Source organism: Metabacillus rhizosphaerae, assembly GCF_037201795.1.
Taxonomy (GTDB): domain Bacteria; phylum Bacillota; class Bacilli; order Bacillales; family Bacillaceae; genus Metabacillus; species Metabacillus rhizosphaerae.
In genome coordinates this window covers 5,174,309-5,197,869 of sequence record NZ_CP147403.1, presented here as the reverse complement: position 1 = coordinate 5,197,869, position 23,561 = coordinate 5,174,309, and the positions used below count along the sequence as shown (strand labels likewise).

Below are 23,561 nucleotides of genomic sequence, written 5' to 3'. Positions count from 1 at the left end.
TTTTACATTTACTTATCAATAATACTTATTTAATAAATTAGTTTTATTATAAATAAGTAGAGTTTGAATGTTAAAGAATAGCTTACATATTGCTAACTGCCAAGGGTGGAGTATATGGAGAAAACCCAGGTATAGTTACAAGTTCTCTGAAAATGCAAATTTGTTAAAATTATTTGCATGTTGAGGGCTGGCTATACTTGGGTTTTTTGTTGTCGAATTATAGTCTTAAAGTAGTTAGAGAAAGCTAATCAATCAATAAAAATTAAGGGAGGGAATTAGACATGGAATACAAGAAGGAACCTACTCTATCGATATGTGGCTGCAGATCTCAAAATTCACTTCAATAATTTGAATCTTAAACTGATCTAGTAATGACGTTTATCGATCATACGCTGAGACCGATTCCCTTGAATCATTAAGGTTAAGGAATCCTCATGTCAAGTTTACAAAGCTCAGCGAGGTTGTAGGTCGTCTCTAACTTCAATCTAAAGAGAAGATTATTTACTTTTTATTACTCTATCAAACCTGTTTTTGGATAATTATAGCTAGTATATTGAGGTTCTAAATAAGCTGAAAATAAGAGATTCATAGGAAGAGTTGTTTGTGCCTATGTGTATAAATCTAGGATAGATATATCTTTTTCTCAGCATCTTAATAAAAGATTTTACGACTATCTACTATTTTGTTTTAATAACAAAACTTCCACAATAGTGTTAAATTTTCTAAATGTTTTTTTACATGATAAATGTATTTAAGAGGAGAGAAAAAAATGAAAAATTCTAATATTGATTCAGAAAAGTTTAATCGGAGAAGTTTTTTAAAGAAAACAGGAAAAGGAGTAGGAATTGCACTTGGTGTTACGATTGCAAATACCTTACCGGTGAATTTTGCTTCTGCACAGTCTAAGAAATTATCCTATCCTTTTACACTGGGGATTGCTTCAGGAGACCCGGTGCCTGATGGAGTTGTTTTGTGGACAAGACTTGCTCCAGATCCTTTGAATGGCGGGGGCATGGATAATCATCCTTTCCCAGTACAATGGGAGGTTTCTCTTGATTCTAGCTTTAAAAAAGTCGTAAAAAGAGGAACAGAGCTTTCCAAACCTCAACTGGGTCATTCTATTCATGTTGAGGTTGTTGGCTTGCAACCTTCTACATGGTATTATTACCAATTTAAGGCTGGTTCTGAGATCAGTCCAGTAGGGCGAACAAAAACTGCTCCAGCTTTTGGCAGTCACGTAGATAAGCTGGCTTTTGCATTTGCTTCTTGCCAAAATTGGCCAGTTGGTTATTACACAGCATATCAACATATGTCCAAGGATGATTTGGATTTGGTTATCCATTTAGGTGACTATATATATGAAGGTCGTCATAACTCAAGCGGTGTTAGGCCTATTGAGAAAGATTTTCCAGAAATCTATACGATTGATGATTATAGGAACCGCTATGCTTTATATAAATTAGACGCTGACTTGCAAGCAGCCCATGCAAATTTCCCATGGATTGTTACAAATGATGACCATGAAGTAGATAATAACTGGGCAGGAGATGTCCCGCAAGATCCTCATAAGCAAAACACGGAAGATTTCTTAAAACGGAGGGCAATTGCTTTTCAAGCTTATTATGAACATATGCCGTTTCGACGTACTTCGTACCCAAATGGAAGCAGTATGCAATTATATCGGAGACTCAACTTTGGTAATTTAGTAGATTTCAACGTACTTGACACCCGTCAATACAGAGATGACCAGGCAAATGGTGACGGATGGGACAGTCCAACACCTGAGTCTATGGATCCGTCCCGAACCCTGCTGGGAGAAAAACAAGAGCGTTGGTTATTAGATGGACTGACTACTTCTCAGGCAAAGTGGAATGTTCTTGCACAGCAAGTTTTTTTTGCAAGACGTGATGGTGCGTTTGGTCCAGAGGGAGAACGCTATAGCATGGATGCTTGGGATGGGTATCCTGGTGCACGCCAGCGGATATTGGACTTTTTAGCAGAGAATAACATTGCCAATACTGTTGTCTTAACGGGAGATGTTCACACTAGCTGGGCAAATGAGGTCAAAGCGAACTTTGATGACCAAAACTCCAAAAATGTTGCAGTTGAGTTTGTTGGAACTTCTATTACTTCCGGTGGTGACGGATCTGATGTAAATAGCGACACTGCGCAAATACTACAAGAAAATCCACATATTAAATTTTTTAGTAACCAACGCGGTTATGTTCGCTGTACATTAACCCAGCAAAAATGGCAAACGGATTTTATGGTGGTTCCATATGTAACTAGACCAGGTGCACCAATCCAAACACGCACTTCATTCATTGTAGAAGATGGAAAATCGAGTTTACAGCAAGTAACGACTGAAGCTGCTCCGGTTTAAAAACCACTTTTTAATGTATTTATTATTTACATTTTATTGCTGTAAACGAATTAATATTTGAAAATGATAGTCAAAAACAATCTTTGTTATTGATAGATACAAACCTATGAAAAGTATGCAATTTAAATTAGTAGAAATTAAGGTGATGGTAAAGATAATGAGTCAGTCTTTTCCTTTCTCGACCTTTTAGTTGTAAAGAAGTTTAAAAAATATTTTACAATTTAATAATAAGACTCTTAATAATTGATTGATAAAATCTAATTATTGGAGGTTGAAAGTATGGATAAAAAGGAACTTGTAACAAAGAATCCCATTATTGCTGCTGTACGTGACGTATCGTTAATCGAGAGGGCTGTTCTTTCCCCTGTAGAGACAATATTTTTAATGACAGGTGATATTTTCTCGATTGATCATTGTATCGAAGTATGTAGGAAAAACAATAAGTCGATTTTTTTACATGTTGACTTAATAAAAGGAATAGCAAATGATCGGGAAGGAATTAGATATTTGTCGAGAAAAGTAAAGCCTGATGGAATTGTTTCTACAAGGAATCAATTATTACAAGCAGCGAAAAAAGAGGGGTTATTAGCTGTCCAGCACTTATTCATGATAGATACGTTAGCTTATGAAAATGGGATTCGAAATATTTTAGATATTAAGCCTGATGCAATCGAGATCATGCCCGGATTAATGCCAAGGGTTATTCGAGAATTTACCGAAAAAATAGATTGTCCAATTATTACAGCGGGATTAATCAAAAATCCAGATGAAGTCAAAGAGGTTATTGAAGCCGGGGCCCACGGTGTAGCCATTGGTGAACCAAGATTGTGGGATATGAGGATTTAGATCCACTTGAATTGTTACAAGAAGCAGGGATAAAGAATCAATTGATGAAATAATAATTAAAAATACTTTTACTTAATCAACATACTTTATTAATGAATGAATTTTACTATTAAGATGTAAAGTCTGAATTTTTTAAAAATACCAAACCATAATTAAATATTGCTAACTGCCAAGGGTGGAGTATATGGAGAAAACCCAGGTATAGTTACAAGTTCTCTGAAAATACGTGATTGCTTTTCTTAGCATGTGTTTTTATAGATACTGGCTATACTTGGGTTTTTTGCTGTTCTTTTTTCATTCTTCAGGGTGGAACGCAATAAAAAAACCTATCAATGGAGATGAAAGGAATGACAAATCTTGAAAAAAAGTATTGCATATTCGGTATTGATTCTTGGCTGTTTCTTTATGATGTTTTTCCCTTTTAAAGCAATGGCTCATACGGATAATAGCGAAGGATATTCGAAGATTACGATAGATCGTGAAAATGAAAAATTGCATGTTGACCTTTATATCGATTATTTCGAAATGGGGCGATTAATTGATTACGGAGTGAATCCAGGTGCTACTCCTGCCCAGCTTAGTAAGGCATTATCTGAAAAGAGTAAAGCGTTGTCAGACTACCTATCAGCACATTTTGAGATGTTTTATAACGGAGAAAAGGCAGAAGGAACGATTGTTTCTACGAATGTAGAAAAAAGGGTAGACCGAGATTACGCAAAGGTTTCATTAAATTATCCAATGCCTTCCTCCGAAGCGTCCATTCAAATTTATTACAATATCTTCTTTGATGATAATGATCCGATGCATCGAAACATCTTAACCTATGACTTCGGGGAGAAGAATGGGCAGTTTATCTTTCAAGCTGGAGAAAGGGAGCTGCAGATAGGGGAAGAATCTCTGGTAAACCAAATCACCAGATTCATTAAACTTGGATTTCACCACATTATGATCGGTTATGATCATATCTTGTTTGTCATTGCGCTCGTTATGGGAACACGGAAGCTTTCAGACGTTTTTAAAATCATTACCATTTTTACAATTGCCCATAGCATTACCCTTGGTCTTACAGCTTTGAAGTTTCTTCAATTACCTGCTGAGATCATTGAGCCGCTTATAGCGTTAAGCATCGCCTATGTAGCAGTAGAAAGCATTCTTGGTTTTTCTTCAAAGTTCAGGCTGACAGTTGTTTTTATTTTTGGACTTATTCATGGGGTTGGATTTGCTGGTGCCTTGCAGCTAAATAATGAAATAACATGGCAAACATTGTTGTCGATCCTTTCCTTTAATGTTGGTGTTGAAGTAGGACAAGCTCTAATTATTACGTTTTTGTTTCCTTTACTGCTTTTTATAAGAAAATTCAAATGGTCATTTTATCTTCAGGGAGCTACGACAGCTTGGATATTGGGTATGGGCTTATTTTGGTACTTTGAGCGCTTTTTAGGCTAATGCATTATCCATTTAAGGAGGTGGTGCTGCTACTTTGGTTGCAAGATAAAATAAACGAAATAGTTTAGAGGAGGAGAGACTATGAAACTAGCAGAAGGCAAATGGAAAATCACGAAGAAAAGGCTAAAAGCAATGACAGCAGTTGTCATGTGTGGTTTGGCCATTTCCGCTATAACCAAGCCAGTTATTGCAAACAACATGAATGTAACAATTAAGGGTGTCGTTTATGATGACAAAAATGAAAATGGCAAGCGTGACAGCAATGAAAATGGGATTCCGAATGTATCCGTATCAGATGGGAAGAAAATTACAGTAACAGATGAAGAAGGGAATTATCAGCTAGCTACAAGTGCTGATAGACGACAAACGGATATCGTCTTTGTCACAGTTCCTAGAGGATATAGTGTAAAAACCGATGAGAGCAAAACGCCTCAGTTTTATAAAATGCTAGGCAGCCTTAAAGCAGGCGAAACTCGAGAGCAGGATTTTGGATTGTTACATACGCCAGAAAATAAAAATCCAAACTTTAGCTTTGCCAATGTGGCTGATGTTCACGTAGAGGCTGGAACGACTAATAACCGTGAACGGTTTACGGATCAGCTCAAGCAAATAAATGAGTCAACAGGGGATCCGGCTTTTATTGCTGTCAGTGGGGACCTCACCAACCGGGCGACAGATGCAGAATTTCAGGACTATACCGCGAGTACGGCTACTTCTACCCTTCCTGTTTATCCTGCGGTAGGAAATCATGATTTTGCTCCTGGTTCGGACTATCAAACAAGAATTGATCGTTATCGAAATTATTTAGGACCAGAATGGTACTCTTTTGATTATGGTAATAAGCATTTTGTTACGTTAGAAAACACATTGGGGTTTTCAGAAGCTGACCAATTAGAGTGGTTAAAGCAGGATCTTGCACTAAATGCAAAAGATAAGGAAGTTGTAGTCTTTGTTCATAAACCATTAAATACACCCCAAACACCATCACCAGATAATACGAAGCAATTTATTGGACTTCTTAGTGAATATAATACTCGTCTTGTGATGGTTGGACACACGCATGTAAATGATGTGGCACAAGACACGATTCCTGGTGCCGATCATGTAACGACAGTTTCCAGTTCCTACACGATTGATCAGTCGCCTAACGGATTTAGAATGGTCACATTCCACGGTGACAAACAAGACCCAAAATTTAAGATGTATGATGTGAATAAAAGTGCTTCCATTGTACATCCAGCAAACAATAGTGAAGTTTCACAAGGTAAAATGAATATTTTGGTAAACGCTTATAATACATCAAGCAATGTGAAAAAAGTGGAATACCGTATTGATGGAGGGCCTTGGAAAAAGCTTAAGCAAAGCAGCGGCATGAGTTGGTATGGTACATGGGATGACAGTAAAGCAAAATTAGGAAGACATCATATGGAAGTTCGGGTAACAGATGATGCTGAAAATGTGTGGGCAAAAATTTCTCAATTTACGATTGTTGATAGCGACAAAAAAATTACGCCAAAGAGTGGCAGTGACTGGACAATGTTCCATGGTGATGCTCAGCATACGGGTTATGCAAAGTATACACTTGAAGCAGGCCTTCGCCTAAGCTGGACTTACCGTACTCCAGGAACAATACTTACTTCTTCACCTGCAATTGTAGATGGTATTGTCTATATTGGTACCCGTGATGAAGATGGTAATAAGCATCATGCCATTCATGCAGTGGATCAAAAAACTGGCAATAAGCTATGGCAGGTTAAGGCAGATGCACAAGTCCAATCATCTCCTGCAGTTGCTGAGGGAATTGTATATGCTTCGACGATTCGCGGTACCCTTTATGCCATGGATGCAAAAACTGGAAAAATGATCTGGGAAAAGTCAGTAGGAAAAGATGAAGTACAGCGTGCATGGATGTACTATTCTCCAACAGTTGAAAACGGAGTTGTCTATCAGGCATATAGTACAGGTAGCGGCGGAGCCATGATGGCCATTGATGCTCGCACTGGAAAGGAATTATGGAACTCACCTTTAGCGGGTGGCTGGATCGTTGAATCAACACCAGTTGTAAAAGACGGCAAGGTGTATGTTGGTGCAGACGGTGGCTGGTTAATTGCTCTTGATGCTAAAAGTGGAAAAGAAATCTGGCGACAAAAGCCTGCAGGAGGCTGGATGCATTCTATGCCTTCAATTTCAGATGGACGGGTATATATGGGTTATCAAGGCGGATTGTTAGTTGCTCTTGATGCCTCAACAGGCAAGGAGCTGTGGCGTTATAAGAGTTCAGATTCATCCTATATTCACGGAGGAGCAACTGGATCATCTGCTGCTATAGCTGATGGTGTTGTTTATATGGGATTCCCTGATGGAAATGTAGCAGCTTTAGATGCAGCTTCTGGATTATTGAAGTGGAAGTACCGCACACAAGGCGGAATCATTTCTTCTGCAGCAGTTAGCGGTGAAGTGGTATTTATCGGATCAAATGATGGAAATCTTTATGCATTTGACCGCATGACTGGCCAGCATTTGTGGCAGCATGAAATTGGGGCATGGGTAGCATCATCGCCTGCTATTTCAGGTAATACCTTAGTGGTTGGTGCGCTTGATGGCAACCTGTATGCATTCACTCCTGGCGGAATAACGGTTCAACGCTGGCCGCGTATTACCGGAAAAGTAAGCGATACTAAAACAGGAAAGCCTGTAAGCGGCGCGGCAATTTTAGCTATAAACGACAAGGGTGAAACACAAACCACAGTCGCAGATACAGAAGGTGAATATGTTCTTGGAGTACAGCCAGGGAAGTATACTCTTTCTGCAAAACGGAGAGGTTTTCTCAATGGTGATCCGGTTTCTGCACAAATCGTGGCTGGTCAAGTTGAGACGGTCAATCTGCAATTAGAAGAGATTACAGAACCTGTTGCTGGAAAGTCTCAGGAAGCACCTGATTATAATACAGGAAGTCCGCGATTGGATGCAGTGAACGGTGAAGAGTATCACTATGTGATGAATGATCGAATTCAAGCAACAATCTCTTCGAAAATCGGGACAAACAACCTTGCGGGAACTTTCCAGCCGGGCTGGCTTGGGGATATTGCGTTGTTGGACAATAATGGAATGGAAACGATTGACTGGAGTGAGATGGTCCTAACTCCGACAATGAATGATCCAAAACGGCCTTGGAACCGTGAAGGTGAATGGTTGTCTTTACCTGCTATTCAGGTTGAGGGAGATACGGTAAAAGCTTCAGGACAAGCACAAATGAATCCGGCAATCAAAACGTCCGTTACGTATAAGGTGCTTCCTAATGCGCCGATTGCAAAGTTTACATTAGAGCTTAACAATACAGGTTCAGAGGATTTTAAGGGATATTACCAATATTTGCTTGATCCTGACAGTCCTGATGACACAGTATTTGTTCCTGGAATAACAGCTGCAAATCCTGGTTTCATCACATCTGGCTATACTGGGAATTATCTTTATGATGGACCAAAAACAGCAATTTCCAGCCCTGCACACGGAATTGCATGGGTAAATGACCAACCTGCTGGATTAAGTGCTTTTGGCTATATTTTTGGGGCATCCTTTGAGGCAAGCGTAGCAGCTGGTCAAAAAAGGTCGATTAGCTGGTACCACATCACTGATTATCCAGCTGAAGGAAGCAACCCTGCTGCTAATATTGCAAATTGGGCTGCTATGATCGGGACATTAGACCCGGAAGCAGCTGAGCAATCAAGAATTCAGGGAAGGGTTACGGATGCCGAAACCAATCAACCTGTTGAAGGGGTGTTAGTAGAAGCTCTCGATGAAGATAATAAAGTAATTGCCTCTTCAACAACAAATCAAGAAGGAAAATATTTATTTGCAATCCAAAAACCTGGACACTATAAAGTTCAGACAAGTCGTTTGTCCTATGAAAATGCTTTAATCGATACAGAAATAAGTGCGGGGGAAACAAAGTCTTTAGATCTTTCGCTAAAGCCAGTAACAGTTAATGCTAGTACTGGGAAGGTGTTACCAGGTCCAGTTTCTGAAGGTTCAAAGCAAGATATTTTGATGGAAAACAGCAAACTAGCTATGATGATTGCTTCCGTAACAAATGACGCACAGCTTCCTGGAGTAACGAAAGGAAAGCCGATTGATATTTCTGCTAAAGGCTTTCAGGATCAAGTGGACTGGTTTAACCTTCCATATGTATCGAAAGAGCAGCCAACAGGACCGGATGCATGGGCACAGCTAACTGTAAAAAGTGGGGAGGTAACCATTGAGGAATCTACCTCTGAACGTGCTGTAGTAAGTGTAAAAGGTGCATCAACTGAGGATCCTGAATTGAAAGTTGATACTAATTATATCATTTTACCTGACCAAGAGTGGATCACAGCGGAAACGGTTATCACCAATATTGGCAAGGAAGCAAAATCAGTTTGGCTAGGTGACGCGCTTGATTATGACGGTTCAGGACAAAGAAGCGGGGTTGCTGGTCATGGATCGATCACGCTGCCTTATTCCGATCCACAGGAGTTTAATCCTTCAGAACCGTGGATTGGAATGACTGGAACAGACAGCCAAACAATTGGTCTAGTTTATTCTGGAAATACCACCGGGTTAAAAGCATATGGTAATGGAAATTGGATGATGACCCGACAATCTATAGACCTTCCTTCAGGTAAGAGTCATACGATGACTAGAAAAATCGTGGCAGCACCTGCTGGATCTGAGGATCCATTTTCGGTGCTAAGCACCAATTCCAAGTAACATCAAATACTAAAATCAATACGGGTTGAAGAGTAAATTCTTCAGCCTGTATTTTGATGGTAATAAATAAATCTTTCAGTTTCACCCAAATGTCCATTCATTATGTATTCTTAACATTGAGATAATATAATATTTACAATATTGTGTTTAAATAATAAAAGATTAAATCTTTTTATAGGTTGCAAACTTAATAGTACTTTCTACCGAGGGTGGAGAATTGGAGAAAACCCAGGTATAGTTCTTAGTCAGATCGAATAGAAGCTCAATGAATTTCTATTTATTTTGAATAACTATACTTGGGTTTTTTTATTATCAAAAATGGAGGTCAACTTGCAAAAAGAAGAACCCTTAATTAATAAGTAAAAAAATGTAGAGGTATTTCTATAAATAGATGAAATGCAGCAAGGTAACTATGTAAAGAAAAGGCAGTGACACATAAAAATGACATTTAATCTAGCAAATTGTTCGACATTTATTTTTGACTTAGATGGTTCAGTTTATTCAGGTAACAGGTTATACACAGGAGTACAGAAATTACTGCAATTACTGAGTTTTAGGCGAAAAAAAATATTCTTTTTAAGCAATAATTCTACGGATACAGCGGAATCTATTCGCAAGAAACTGCAAGGGATGGGTTTATCGATTCATCATGCTTCTATTCTAGTTGCCACAGAATTGGTAGGAGACTATTTACTAGAAAAGTACGGAAAAGTTCGAGTGAAAACGTTTGGGACAACTGCACTTGAACAGTCCATTAAGTCATGCGGGCACATTATATCATCTGCAAGTAGTAAAGATCCATGTGATGTGGTCGTTGTAGGAAGGGATCCATCATTTACCTATGAAAAGCTTTATGATTGTTCAAGAACTCTTGCTAATGGTGCAAAACTTGTGGCAGTAAATCCGGATCTATTTCATCCAGGTGAAGACGGCAGCAGGGTTCCCGAAACTGGGGCGATTATATCAGCAATCCAAGCGGTATCAGGCTACTCAGACTACGAATCAGTAGGTAAACCTTTTGATTATTCATTTAAAAAGATTCAGGAACAATCTTTATCTGAGCCAAAATCATGCATCATGATAGGAGACAATCCTTACACAGATATTCTTGGAGGATACATGGCTGGAATGCATACGGCATGGATTTCCCATGGAGAATTATTTCCTTCAGAGCTTGGATTCAAGCCGGATGTAACAGTTTCATCCATTGGTGAATTAGTTCCTTACATTTTATTTGGGGAGTTTCAGGAAAAGAGTTACGAGGCTTAGAATTCATGATTTTCCTTGGCTTTTCTCTTAAGTAATGAGATTGCAATTTATACCTAAGAAGTTAGTTTGAATTTCTAATTGAGTTGTGGCCGGAAGGGATCAAAAAGCACAGTTACTAAATAGAATAGGCCAAACATTCTGTTGGTAGTCACCAAGCACATGATGCTTATAAACTACAATTTGATCTCGCTACAGCTTAACTCAAAAGAGTTGAAAAAGAAGTTACTGGAGTACTTAAACAAATTCCTTTCGCAAGGAAATTACTTCACTCCACCGGACTTTATATCAGGCATTTTAGTTTTTATCCTATTGATGTTTTTATATGAATGCAGTGTTTTGTTATCAAAAGTTTATCGAAGAAAAAAAGATAGTATTAATCGTTTACTCTATTAAACAATCATTCGAATTACTTAAATATAAAAGGAGAGATTAATTTGAGTTACGAAAAATTGATAAATAATTTGAGTTCGAAAAAAATGGATCGCCGAAGCTTTTTAGGGACAACTGGGAAAACGGTGGCATTTGCTACACTTGGCTTTTCACTTCCTCTTGTACAACCTGATAAGATAAAGGCTTCACCAATTTTCACTACAAATCCTTTTACCCTTGGAGTCGCTTCTGGTGATCCTCTTTCAGATAGCGTTGTTTTATGGACGAGGCTTGCTCCTAATCCACTTGCAGAGGATGGACGAGGCGGGATGGATAATAGCTATGTTTCCGTTGAATGGGAAGTAGCAGAAGATGAAAATTTCAGTAGAATTGTTCGAAATGGTACGGAGATTGCTGGACCTGAGCTTGGACATTCTGTGCATGCTGAAGTGTATGGCTTAAAGTCATGTAGAGAATATTACTATCGTTTTAAAGCAGGTAATGAAATTAGCCCAATTGGCAGAACAAAAACAGCGCCTGAGGAGGGTTCGCATGTAAAAAGTCTTTCGTTTGCCATAGCTTCTTGTCAATCGTGGACAGGTGGACGTTTTTCAGCCTATCAACATATGGCTAAAGACAATCTTGATGTCGTTTTTCATTTAGGTGATTATATTTACGAGAAGGGTGATACAGAAACACTTACTGATTACCGGCTTCTTCATTCCCAATATAAAACATCCCCAGATCTACAAAAAGCTCATGCGTCCTTTCCATTTATTGTTACGTTTGATGACCATGAGGTGGATAATGATTGGTCAAATGATATCTCTGAGCCAAATTATCCAGAAGGGGAACGTGAACGTTTCCTTGCAGTACGCGCAGCTGCTTTCCAGGCCTATTATGAGCATATGCCGTTAAGACGCCGATCTAAGCCTAACGGTCCAGATATGCTTCTCTACCGCAAGTTTACTTTTGGAGATTTGGCAGAATTTAGTGTTTTGGATACTAGACAATACCGAGACAATCAAGTTGGAGCAGGCTTCCCTGGTGGACCTATTCATCCAGATGCATCGAATCCATCAAGAACGCTGATGGGATCTGAACAGGGGAAATGGCTTATTAATAATTTGAAACATTCACGTGTACGTTGGAATGTTATTGCTCAGCAAACGATAATGGCGCAATTTGACTATGATACAGGAGAAGGGCTTAGTATTAACCGTGATCAGTGGGATGGGTACTCAGCGGACAGGGATCAACTATTTGACTTCATTAAAGAAAGACGCACATCGAATCCAATTGTTCTTAGTGGTGATTGGCATTCAAGCTGGGTCAACGATTTAAAAGAGGATTTCAACAATCCTAAATCGAAAACAATTGCAACCGAATTTGTGGGTACGTCCATCAGTTCAGGCTGCGGGTGGAAGAATCAAGTTGAAGCAGCTCTTACTGCCAATCCACATGTCAAGTTTTTTAATGGAGATTACCGTGGATATGTGCGCTGCCTTGTAACACCTCAAGCATGGCAAAGTGATTATTGTATTGTAACTTCTGCAGATAATCCAGATGCCTCTATAAGCACACTTGCATCATTTGTTGTTAAAAACGGCAAGCCTGGCGCCGTTCGCATCGGGGGAGTGGATGTTTCAAATATTGTATCAAATACAATGTTTGCTGGTAAGCCAAGCCCTATTTCAGTAACACTAAGTAATGGGACGAAAAAAACAGTAAAGGTTGATGTTCGTGTTCATGTTCCAAAGGAGTGGGAAAGTGAAGCTAAAACGATCATTCTTGAACCTTATGGATCATCAACAGCTGAAGTGATGGTAACACCACCTGCCGGAATCCCAGTAACAGAAAAACTTAGTTTAGAAGTAAACGCTGATAAGACAGAGGTATTCGGTACATCAAGAGACTTTTATGTAGTCTCCACATTTTCTAGGGAAGAGCTTTTTCTTGCTTTAGATGCTGGAAGTGAAACGAGTGCGCTATTACCGTCATACACTCGATTATCCCATAAAGATACTTGGGATGTCTCTAGGGGGTATGGATGGGTTGGAACAGTACCATCTTCTAGAGACCGTAACAAGCTGGATGAGTTCCAGCGTGATTTTATCCTTTCTAAAGGAAATCCTACGACACTTAGACTTTCTGTTCCTGCAGGTGTTTACAAAACTTATATTCTAACAGGAGATGCGACATATTCATCTGGTAATACAATCATAAGATCAGAAGGGAAATTACTTGCCGAATCTGGTGGAGAATTAAATATCGGACAATTCAAGTGGATACCATTTGAACTAAACGGCGGAGCAGAAGGTCGAGAAATTGAACTTGAAATCACTGGTGCACTCAAGGATGGTTATTGGCGCATTGTAGCGCTGGTGATCCAAAACCAACAAACTTAAAAATTAAATAAATATTTATTGAACCCATAAATTCCTAAATCCTTTAATTATAATTATCTAGATGTTAATTTTAGTAGTATAGTCAATAATTCTACTGTTTAGAAAGTAAGATAATTAATAAAAACTACTAGTTTTTACCACAAATGGGGAGGCTAGTAGTTTTTATTTGTCTCCAATTTTTACTACTAAGAAGCATATTTGAGAATAAAAAGACCTTTAGGGTTCTTAGGAATTTTAAATGACATCGTATAGCCAAGAGTATCGAAAGGTCCTTAAGGAAGGTTAAAAAGAAGCTTTATAATAAAAAGATTAGGAATTGAAATAGACTGGCTAGGGACAGAGAGTATCAAAGACTTTCTGTACACCTTCTTCTATTTAAAAGGTTATAGATTTTACGCATTTTAGTAGTAGAATCTTGTGATCTGTTGTTGAGCCAGTATGTTGCTGCAGGATTTATAACGAGACAGGACAATGATACACTAGTATAATTAACAGCAACTATTATTTCTGGAGAAGTACGTCATACAAAGCAAATTCTACATACTGTTAAGGAAAAATCGAAAAAAAGAATTTCACCTTTTATTCGGTTAGATGAGTAACTGGTGGCGATAATAAGAAGTAAAATCCCTATTTTGTCCGATTTGATGAATATAGCGACATAAAAAAAGACATGAAAAACAACATGTCATTAAAAATTTTTAAATCAATCATAGCTAGACATTTAATAATAATATTGCGGCCAAGAGGAATTTTGATTGTATGGTTGATAATATGCTGGAGCAGTATATCCGGTGTTATGGTAATAATTTAAATAATGTCCATTTATACTTTCACTCGTTCTTTCGCAGGATGTAGGCGGACCAATAAAGGTAGAAGGTTTAACTGGTTTAATCGCTTGTTTCCATTGATTTTCATCGATGCAATAGGTATGTGCCATAATATTTGAAGGTGTCAATTTTAAGATATCTGATCCTAGAATTACTTCAGGAGTGGGTGCATTAAAAATCGCTAGTAGGTGTGTATGATCTACAGTCGCAACTTCATAATGCCACCACCCATGTGGAACATTTGCTACTTGACCAGGAGTAATAGGAAAATTTTGAATTTGCTTGGTAAAGGGATTTAATATAGAAACAACAGCAGCACCAGAAATGCAGTAAACGAGCTCTGCAGCATTCTGGTGGTAATGTGGTTCTATAACATTATTTGCGCTAAGAAAAATATCAAGTAAAGACACATTATCGAGTGTGTTAAGTTGGTTGATACCTAAAACATTAATGTAGTTTTGATTATCTTTTTTCATTACAGGGCTTGTATTTACATCAAAAGTAAATTGTGCTGAGGGGGAGGAGTAATCCAAGTTCGAAACCATTTAAATTCCCTTCCTTGATTTTTTATTTTGGTTACAAATTAATCTATGCAAATACCTAAATAGGGTGTATTTACACAAATTAATAAATGCATAGAAGGTTTTAATTGATGCGCAGTTCACAACCAGTTAATTATGAATTGCTAGTGAAGATAATATCAAGGAAAATGGAAAGAATTCGAATTCGAATTTTTGGCGGCAATAGCATAATATCAAAGGAGGAAGACATGGAAGTTTTTGCAAAATATTTAGCAGGTATCGATAACCCCGACCACCGCGATAGAACAGAGAAAATTTTGGCTTGGGTTGCTAATAAATACCCAAATTTGGAACCACTAATCAAGTGGAATACGCCAATGTTTTCCGATCACGGCACATATATCATCGGCTTTTCCACAGCGAAGCACCATTTGAGCGTTTCACCCGAAGAAGCAGGCATTGCCCACTTTACTGAAGACATTGCCCAAGCTGGCTACAGTGCTACCAAAGGCTTGTTTCGAATTCCGTGGAAAGAGCCGGTAAATTACGAATTGCTTGAGAAAATGATTGAATTTAATATTCAGGATAAAGCAGAATATACAAATTTTTGGCGGAAGTAATACCTCGTGCCTTATCAAAAAACGCATGATACGAAAAAATGTCATGCGTTTTTGCAAGTCAATTAAGTCGCCAACAGCTCAGGGAGTAGCCGTATGCGAACTCCCGTTAAAATACTTCCCAAGCACCGGTTAATTGATGATGATGAAAGCTTTCTACATAAAATTCTAGGAATTAAGGTGAGAAATTATATGAATAAAATCAAAAAACATAAGCCCAATAATAAACTAAAAATGATTTTACGAGGATTAATGGTCATTATTGGGGGATTTATAGCAGCGTATGGACTAGAGGCTGTATTAATCCCAAACAACGTATCTGATGGGGGTGTGACAGGTCTTAGTATCGTTGGTTCACAACTGTTTGGATTACCCTTAGGAGTTCTAATTGCAATTATAAACCTTCCTTTTATCTGGCTAGGGTATAAACAAATTGGTAAAAATTTCGCGATTTATTCGACTATCGGAATAGCCTCACTAGCGATTGGTACAATCCTCATGCACCATATTCCAGCGATTATTGATGGAGATACTTTATTAGTTACCGTTGTTGGTGGTATTATCCTAGGTTTTGGGATGGGGTTAGCATTGCGGAATGGCGGAGCATTAGATGGAATTGATATGCTAGCTGTACTGCTATCTCGAAAATTACCGTTTGGGACAAGTGATCTCATTCTTTTCTTAAACACGTTTGTATTTATTGTCATTTCAACGGTATTCGGTCTACAAGGAGCAATACTTTCGGCAATTGCTTACTTTATTGCTTCTAAAGTGATTCATATCGTTGAAGAAGGTTTAAGCGGCTCAAAAACCTTTAAAATTATCACAACTCAACCAAAATTAATGGTAGAGACCATACGTGATCGATTAGGTCGAAGTGCGACATATAATGAAGTTTACGGTGGGTATTCCCATGAAAAATTTAAGGAAATCACATGTGTCATTAACCGCTTAGAAGAAAGCAAAATAAAAGAAATTATTAATGAAATTGACGAAAATGCTTTTGTTACGGTATATGACGTAGCAGAAGTTAAGGGTGGTAATTTCAGAAAGCATAATATTCATTAGGTATAATTTTAGAGGCAGTCCTTACAATAGGACTGCCTTTAAGCATTTGGAAGTGTTACTGTATTAACTAATCTTAACAATACGAAAATAGAAATTTCTTATTCATTAAGGCTGTTTTAGCAAACTTTGTTGCTTTTAAAATAGTATTGGGTTGGTTGATTGGCGCTCCAGGATGCTCGCTTTCCGTGGGGCGGGCGATGAGCCTCCTCAGCGCGAAGCGCCTGCGGGGTCTCATCTGTCCCGCTACTCCCACAGGAGTCTCGCACCTTCCGCACCAATCAACCTAATCAGTTCAAATACAACAATCTTTTAGAAAAGAGCTTTCATTAAAGATATTGACGCACTTATTTCTTTATTTGTTTGTCTTCCCAAGGTTCAAATGAATATGGAATTCCAATCATTTTAGCGATCAAATCATCATAGGATACTAAATCTGTTTTCGACAACTCTTTTAAAGAGCGTTTGCCCATCGCTCTTAACGCCATTTTCATTTCTTCTATACTTGCTGTTAAGAATTTCTCTGCTGATTTTACCCCTTCTTCAATCTTAAATTGATCCTTATATTTGCCTTCATTCCAAACCACTTGTGTAGCTGGTTCAAATGGAAGTGCATTAAATATTTGATTGTGTGAGACAGTAAATAACATCGCAGAGCCTACATACACAGCATCAGCACCAAGTGCAAGCACTTTTAAAAAATGCCCAGGTACTAAAAGCCCTCCAGAGATAATTAAACTAATTTTTTTCTTCATGTTTCTCTTTTCTAGATGATTAACAGCTCGGACAACTGCATGTAATGTAGGGATTCCCATGTCATCAGATAAAATGGGTGCTGCGCCGAGAGTCGCTGCTTGGCCGCCGTCAATCGCAATATAATCAACATCCATGTCGATTAAATGATCAATATCTTCCTCAATTTTTCCACCTGCTCCTATTTTTGCACCAATGGGAACACCACCTGTTAGATCCCGAAGATACACAACAAGCTCTTTCAAATCTTTTAATGATTGTTCTTCAAAAAAGTTGTCAAAAATCACCGCATCTTCATTTTCTTTTAGCCCCATCACTTCACGAGCACGGCCTGTTAAATTCTTGGGTGAAATTCTCCCGCCTATTCCGAATATTGCACCTTGTCCCAACTTAATTTCAATCATGTCGGCACGCTTAAAAAGTTCTTCTTCCTTTGCCCATTCTGTTTTGCCACATTGTAAAATAAATTTCCCTGCTTTGTCTAATTCTTCTGGTAAAACTCCGCCTTCACCGGAATTAATTGCAGTTCCTACATTATTAGCTGCTTCTGCTAATGACAACTTCACTTCTTCACTAAGTGCGATCCCATAAGCCATCCCGCTGATCATAAGCGGAATATTTATTTTCATTGGTTTTTTTGCTTTTGGTCCAATGGTTACTTGTAAATTTACTTCGTCTTCGCCATTAATGGGAAATGGTGACGTTTGTGCTGGGATAAAGGTAATCGGATCTAAATGTGGCCATTTTTTTGAAGAGCCAAGTGGACGATGAAGTACGTCACCTGTTTCAGCACGCAAGCTATTTTCAAGCATATTTTGAACGCCCATATGCCTAAGGCCTGGCATCAACTCAATAATATTTTCTTGATAACTGTCGGTTAGAATGATTTTTCCCATTTGTTTAACCATTCTTTTAATGATCCAACGCCAACCAACAAGTATGAATAAAATAAGGACAAATACTATTGAAATCATCACAAAAGACAAATAATATAAAATGTTCGGCATAATCACTTCTCCACTACTAAATAGATTAAACAGTTATTATTCCCATTATTACCAAAAGAGAAATAATTAACATTTGATATGAAATCATTCTAAGCTACATGGGGAAAAGAAATACAAGAGGAATCGTATTGAAATTCCCTTTAAGGGAAAGACTACAAAAAGATCTACAAATTTACAACCACTAACATAGATAGTTAACGTAGCTCCGTCCACTTTACTTCGTACATATTTTCTACGGCTTTAGATGCTACCATCAAGTAAGAAGGAGAGCATTTTCATGAACTTATTAAATGATATCATTCACCGCCCCTTTCCATTACCTTCGAAAAAGTGGATTATGCGACAAACATGGAGTAACCTATTTTTTCTTCATTGGCCTATTCCACCTGAAGCACTACGTCCACATATACCTGCTCCTTTACAAATTGACACCTTTGATCACAATGCTTGGTTAGGAATTGTTGCATTTGTTATAGAGGGAATTTATCCTCGCGGGTTGTCATCTGTTTCACTAACCCCTAAATTTTTAGAAGTAAATGTAAGAACTTATGTTCAATATGATGGTAAACCTGGTGTCTATTTCATGTCTTTAGACGTCGAAAACTGGGCTTCTCGTACGATAGCAAAGAGATGGTATCGTTTGCCGTACTATCCCGCACGGATGTCTTTTCAAAACGAAGGTAAAACCATTCATTTCCAAAGTATAAGAAAAAGTACAACAAATGCTCAAATAACATTCAGTGGATCGTTTAGACCTTCACAAGAAGTGAATTTTGCAAATACAGGAACCCTAGATCATTGGCTCACAGAGCGATACTGCTTATATAGTTTCGATAACAGAGGCAACACCTATTGTGGAGAAATACACCATCCTCCTTGGCCATTACAAAAAGCAGAAACTCAAATAGGAATGAATACACTTTTTTCTCCTTTTAATATTGATCTTAGTAATGTAAAACCGATTGCTCATTTTTCAAAAGGGTTCGATTCGCTAATATGGAATATTAGGAAGATACATATCTAAGTTGAGAATGGTATATTCGTTGTGAAGAAGGAAAAGATTAGTGTTATTCAACTATTTTTTCATTTGATTATATTTGATCTTGGGACTCCCTTGGTCATTAGTCATGGTAAGACGTGAAAGAATAACATATTAATTGGTACTTTAAAGAATAATAAAAAAAGATAATATCAATAAAAGGAGGAGCTTTATGGATAAGTATACGAAACAAGTGGCATTCTCTTTAGCTACATTAATACTACCTTGGCTAACTGTCCCTTTTATGGGGAAAAGAAATATTTTAAGGTTTTTACCCGTAGCAAGCTTTATCAATTTATTTTTAAGTGTGTTTTGTCTAATTAGTAATAGGAAAAAATGGTGGAAAACAAAAAATCCACTATCACCTGGTCCAGTAGATTTTACATATATATTAGGTCCTTATTTTGTAGCAACACTTTGGATCTTTAAATTAACATTTGGTAATTTTCCTAAGTACTTAATTACAAATATGGTATTAAATATTTTTAACGCTTTTCTTTTGCCTCCTATAGGAAGGAAATTTGGAATTATTAAATTTAAGCTGATGAAACATACTACTTGGTATTTTATATGTATATCCTTGTCAATTATTATCTATGGCTATCAGCATTTTGTGGAACAATCAATTAACAAAAATCAAGATGAGATTAAAAAAACGCTTTAGAGTAAGTTCCTTCATTTTTATGAAATTAAGGAAAATTAAACTACCTAGGAATATGACCGTAAAGAATTGCCTATTAATTTAAAACTTAATTTTAAAAAAGAACTTTAAGGGGGGAAGAAAAATGTGGTGAACCCCAAAGAAAGGTTATTGTGGAGTATTGCTCTTCCGGGATTTGGCCAATTATTAAATAAAAAGTATATAAAAGGTATTGTTTTTGTTTTTTTAGAGTTCTTGGTGAATGTCCAGGCAAATTTTAATGAAGTCATTATGTTAAGTTTTCAAGGGGATATTGAAAAGGCAATTATAAAGGCAGATTATCAGTGGTTAATGTTTTATCCATGTTTGTATTTTTTTGCAATGTGGGATGCGTATAAAGATGCAGGAGGAGAAAAAGATTGCTTTTCCTTTCTGCCATTTGTTTTTTCTGCATATTTCGTTACAGTTGGATGTATGTATTCTTCGAATTTTAAACTATTTGGAGTACTATTAGGTCCTGTTTGGCTTCCAATCATTGCTGTTATTCCTGGTGTGATGATAGGCTTTCTCTTAAGAGGAATATTATTTAAAATAAATTTAGTAAGAAATAAAAATGTTTAGTTTGTGAAAGGCGCGATTGTTGAAGATATTAATAAAAATGATCAATGCTTTTGTGAACAAAAATTTTACCAGCATGACCATTTTAAATCTTTAATATTAATATTATTATTAAGGACAAGTTAAATGATTATCTCATGTGGATATAATAGAGAACAGCTTACTTTTAAATATTCAAAGGGGGAAGATATCCCCATTAATCTTCGAAAATAAACTTTGTGTAAAATATCTATTAACACAACTAAATTTAAGTATTTAAAACGTCTTTATTCCTGATAGTAATGTGGTTGAGACGTTTTTTATTGTTTCAGAAGAAACTCCATATTCAATCCTTTTCTCTTCTTCCGCAACGGGCCATTATATTGAATAAGAGGTTGCACAAACTAGAAAAAACGGACAATAGCCAAACACTTGATATATAAGGGATTGATTCTTTGACTTTCTTCTTTAAATTGGTATTATGTTAACTAGATTTGTATATGTATTTATCTGTTTATCTTTGGAAACCATATTGATATTCAGAGACGTAAAGGAGATTATGGATGGACTCGATTTTTAAGAACTTAGATTTAAGTGCAAAGGGTCTGTGGCTTCCAATATCATTGGGGCTTATATTGTTATTGTATGCTCTTCTTATGCCGAAGAAAGAGATAAATTGGAGAGAGTTATATATTACAATTGGAGTAATTGGTTTATTAACTTGGATTAGTGATAACATATTTGCAGGAATTTTTGATTTAGTTGATTTTGGTCATCCTAAAATCTCAGGAATAGGTGAACTTATAACATACAGTTTCATTCCTTCATCACTTGCAGTTATTTATTTAAACTACTTAAATAGTTCGAATAAATGGAGGTTAGTAATAATATTTATTGTCATTTCTGTACTAATTGAATGGGCAGTTGTAAGTGTAGGATACATGAAACTTAAAGAATGGAACCATATATTTAGCATTCCTATATTCTTTGTTGTGTATAGTTATTTCCTACCTTTTCATATTAGAATAATAAAATGTTATAAAGGTAAATAATTGCATTATAAAAGGATTTTCGATTGAAGATCTTTTTTTCAATACCTATAACATTGCTTATGTCTTCTTTAGCGGGTTGCTTTCCTTTAATGACGATCTACAGCTATCGGGCGCTTATCTTGAATAGGGATAAGCGCTTAACTTCCGTTTAAGGGCGATTTAGTTGAAAGGGATAGGGCTGGGACATTGCTAAAACAATATGCTTAAAAAGTGAACATTGTTTGTTTATTTATTTAACAAAAATAATATTGAGCGCTCAAGATCATCTAATGGTTGAAGATATAATTTTACATTATTTCTATTTTAACTAAGTTAAATGCTATTCAAGTTGGATACAATAGTGAACAGTTTTGAAGAGAGGGAGGAAACTCTCTATTATTCTTGAAGATTTAACTTCGTGTAAAATATCTATTAACACAACTAAATATGAGTAGTTGAAACGTCTTAAATTCTTGATAGTCTAGAGGGATGAAAACATCAGATTCTAAACATATCTCTTTCTTTCACAAGGCTACATCCATAAAGTGTTATTCAGCACTATGAAAGTGATCCGAGAAAAAGAAAATTAACCTAAAAAAGGAGGTGCCGGAATTTTAGCAATGATTGAGGCGTTTGTGTCGCATTTTGCACTTTTCTTATAAAGTTACCTCATCGATTGTTCCGAAGGCACCTAGCATTTTTCTAATTTTTTACTAAGCTTTCTGCCAATTGCCTTTCTTTCCACATGACTGTAATACCTAGGCCTATGAACATAATGACAGCAGCAAAAAGATAAGGATAGTTTATGTTTACATCAAATAGTATTCCGCCTATCGCTGGTCCGACGATATTACCTAAGCTCGTATAGGTTGAGTTCATCCCAGCTACAAATCCTTGCTCTTTCCCAGCAGCTTTTGATAAAAATGTCGTCAAGGCTGGACGAAGTAAGTCAAATGCGAGGAAGATGAAGCAAGTTACAACGAGCACTGCCAAAAAGCTGGAAATTACGGTGGATGCAACCGCCAATATTGCACCTATTATTAAACATAATTGGATTAGTTTCTTTTCACCGAGCTTATCTATCATTTTTCCAAACATAAATATTTGCACAACAGCACCAAAAATTGAGCTTATCGTAATAATGGCTGCAATCTCCTTCGGGGTGAATCCGAATTTATGGTCAGAAAATAGACTGAAAATAGTTTCATATGCTGACAAACCGAAAGCAAGTACAAATACAATAATAAATGCTATAAGGTAAAGCGGATTAAGTGATCTTTTTAAATCACTTATAAGGCTTGTATGTTTTGTGTTAGCAGAAATTTCTGTAAGTTGTTCCTTCGTTAGTGGCTCTTTTAAAATAAATATTGATGTAATGACTGCTAAAAAAGCTATAGCTGCCGCAAAGTAGAAGGGCATGCGTACGCCGTATTCTGCAATAAAACCACCGAGACCAGGTCCTATAATATAACCAGTGCTAATGGCTGCAGACATATAGCCCATCGCTTTAGAGCGTTCCTGAATGGATGTAATATCTGCAATATATCCAGTAACACCTGGCATAATAAAGGCGGCACTAATTCCTCCAAGCATTCTTGATAGATATAGCACCGATACATGCGTTCCTAAACCAAAGATAAGTTCTGAAACACCAAAAAGAAACAAACCGATGATAATCATTTTCTTTCTGCCATAACGGTCGACCCAACGTCCTGCCAGTGGTGATAGTAGTAGTTGAGTTACTGCAAATGCGGCAATAAGATATCCCATCGTTTTACCTGATAGATGCATGATATTCATAAAAGACGGCATAACAGGGACGATAAGGCCAATTCCTAGAAATGGAATAAATATATTGCTTAGAAGGATAATTAATGCTGCCTTTTGTTCTTTTATTGTTTTCTTCATGATCAACCCTCTTTTTTGTACGAATCATTGATGTAAAATGTCTCTCCAAAATACTGACCAAGAGTCCATTAATTTCTCTTGGAGCCGTA

General features: G+C 37.1%; 15 protein-coding genes. 12 read left to right on the top strand and 3 right to left on the bottom strand.

The window, feature by feature from the left end; all coding sequences use genetic code 11:
* Window positions 1-769 precede the first annotated feature (769 nt).
* From WCV66_RS24715 to WCV66_RS24690, 6 genes are all read left to right on the top strand, one after another.
* On the top strand, window positions 770-2,383 hold the full coding sequence (locus tag WCV66_RS24715; RefSeq protein ID WP_338787249.1) for an alkaline phosphatase D family protein: 1,614 nt from the start codon (window positions 770-772) through the stop codon (window positions 2,381-2,383).
* Between the two features lie 279 nt (window positions 2,384-2,662).
* Entirely contained in the window at window positions 2,663-3,229 is a 567-nt protein-coding gene (locus WCV66_RS24710; RefSeq protein ID WP_338787248.1) for a glycerol-3-phosphate responsive antiterminator, read from the top strand.
* A 357-nt stretch (window positions 3,230-3,586) separates the two neighbouring features.
* A complete protein-coding gene (locus WCV66_RS24705; protein ID WP_338787247.1) occupies window positions 3,587-4,675 on the top strand; it encodes a HupE/UreJ family protein in 1,089 nt (362 codons plus the stop codon).
* An 81-nt stretch (window positions 4,676-4,756) separates the two neighbouring features.
* On the top strand, window positions 4,757-9,421 hold the full coding sequence (locus WCV66_RS24700; protein ID WP_338787246.1) for a PQQ-binding-like beta-propeller repeat protein: 4,665 nt from the start codon (window positions 4,757-4,759) through the stop codon (window positions 9,419-9,421).
* Between the two features lie 441 nt (window positions 9,422-9,862).
* Entirely contained in the window at window positions 9,863-10,690 is an 828-nt protein-coding gene (locus tag WCV66_RS24695) for an HAD-IIA family hydrolase (RefSeq protein WP_338787245.1), read from the top strand.
* Between the two features lie 434 nt (window positions 10,691-11,124).
* Window positions 11,125-13,467 (top strand): alkaline phosphatase D family protein, encoded by a 2,343-nt coding sequence (locus WCV66_RS24690; protein WP_338787244.1) that lies wholly within the window; start codon window positions 11,125-11,127, stop codon window positions 13,465-13,467.
* 721 nt (window positions 13,468-14,188) lie between these two features.
* Here WCV66_RS24690 and WCV66_RS24685 read toward each other — a convergent pair.
* On the bottom strand, window positions 14,189-14,839 hold the full coding sequence (locus WCV66_RS24685) for a cupin domain-containing protein (RefSeq protein WP_338787243.1): 651 nt from the start codon (window positions 14,837-14,839) through the stop codon (window positions 14,189-14,191).
* Window positions 14,840-15,063: 224 nt separating this feature from the next.
* Between WCV66_RS24685 and WCV66_RS24680 the strand changes: the two genes are divergently transcribed.
* Both WCV66_RS24680 and WCV66_RS24675 read left to right on the top strand, forming a co-directional pair.
* The gene (locus WCV66_RS24680; protein WP_338787242.1) at window positions 15,064-15,435 is read left to right on the top strand and encodes an iron chaperone; all 372 of its coding nucleotides are present in this window, start codon (window positions 15,064-15,066) and stop codon (window positions 15,433-15,435) included.
* Window positions 15,436-15,624: 189 nt separating this feature from the next.
* Window positions 15,625-16,500: a YitT family protein gene (locus WCV66_RS24675; protein ID WP_338787241.1), complete on the top strand. Its 876-nt coding sequence runs from the start codon at window positions 15,625-15,627 to the stop codon at window positions 16,498-16,500.
* Between the two features lie 344 nt (window positions 16,501-16,844).
* Here the strand turns inward: WCV66_RS24675 and WCV66_RS24670 are convergent, their stop codons facing one another.
* Window positions 16,845-18,257, bottom strand: a complete 1,413-nt coding sequence (locus WCV66_RS24670) for an FMN-binding glutamate synthase family protein (protein WP_338787240.1) — start codon at window positions 18,255-18,257, stop codon at window positions 16,845-16,847.
* A gap of 277 nt (window positions 18,258-18,534) precedes the next feature.
* Here WCV66_RS24670 and WCV66_RS24665 point away from each other — a divergent pair, with 277 nt between their 5' ends.
* The 4 genes from WCV66_RS24665 (at window position 18,535) to WCV66_RS24650 (ending at window position 21,585) form a co-directional block, all read left to right on the top strand.
* Complete coding sequence (locus WCV66_RS24665; RefSeq protein ID WP_338787239.1) at window positions 18,535-19,281, top strand: DUF2071 domain-containing protein; 747 nt, start codon at window positions 18,535-18,537, stop codon at window positions 19,279-19,281.
* A gap of 187 nt (window positions 19,282-19,468) precedes the next feature.
* Window positions 19,469-19,960, top strand: a complete 492-nt coding sequence (locus tag WCV66_RS24660) for a hypothetical protein (RefSeq protein ID WP_066324107.1) — start codon at window positions 19,469-19,471, stop codon at window positions 19,958-19,960.
* Between the two features lie 126 nt (window positions 19,961-20,086).
* Window positions 20,087-20,557, top strand: a complete 471-nt coding sequence (locus tag WCV66_RS24655) for a hypothetical protein (protein WP_338789553.1) — start codon at window positions 20,087-20,089, stop codon at window positions 20,555-20,557.
* Between the two features lie 539 nt (window positions 20,558-21,096).
* Window positions 21,097-21,585, top strand: coding sequence for a hypothetical protein (locus WCV66_RS24650; protein WP_066324109.1), 489 nt, complete (start codon window positions 21,097-21,099; stop codon window positions 21,583-21,585).
* A 681-nt stretch (window positions 21,586-22,266) separates the two neighbouring features.
* Here WCV66_RS24650 and WCV66_RS24645 read toward each other — a convergent pair.
* The gene (locus WCV66_RS24645; RefSeq protein WP_338787238.1) at window positions 22,267-23,472 is read right to left on the bottom strand and encodes an MFS transporter; all 1,206 of its coding nucleotides are present in this window, start codon (window positions 23,470-23,472) and stop codon (window positions 22,267-22,269) included.
* Between the last annotated feature and the right edge of the window lie 89 nt (window positions 23,473-23,561).